Annotated in this window: 1 pseudogene; it reads left to right on the top strand. The window is 67.7% G+C overall.

The features are described 5' to 3' along the window. Nucleotides 1–269 (top strand): annotated as a pseudogene (locus NLU14_RS21940) (acetyl-CoA C-acyltransferase); the annotation flags it as partial.

Below are 269 nucleotides of genomic sequence, written 5' to 3'. Positions count from 1 at the left end.
AAGCTGCTCAAGCGGGCCGGCCTCAGGGTCGAGGATATCGGCTTGTGGGAGATCAACGAGGCATTCGCCAGCCAATGCCTCTATTGCCGCGACACGCTTGGGATCGACCCCGACCGGCTCAACGTCAATGGCGGCGCCATCGCGATCGGCCATCCGTTCGGGATGAGCGGATCGCGCCTCGTCGGCCATGCGCTGATCGAAGGGCGCAAGCGCGGCGTGCGCCATGTCGTCGTCTCGATGTGCACGGCCGGGGGCATGGGCGCGGCGGG

Source organism: Marinobacter iranensis (genome assembly GCF_029207565.1).
GTDB lineage: Bacteria > Pseudomonadota > Gammaproteobacteria > Pseudomonadales > Oleiphilaceae > Marinobacter > Marinobacter iranensis.
This window is presented reverse-complemented; position numbering and strand designations above follow the sequence as displayed.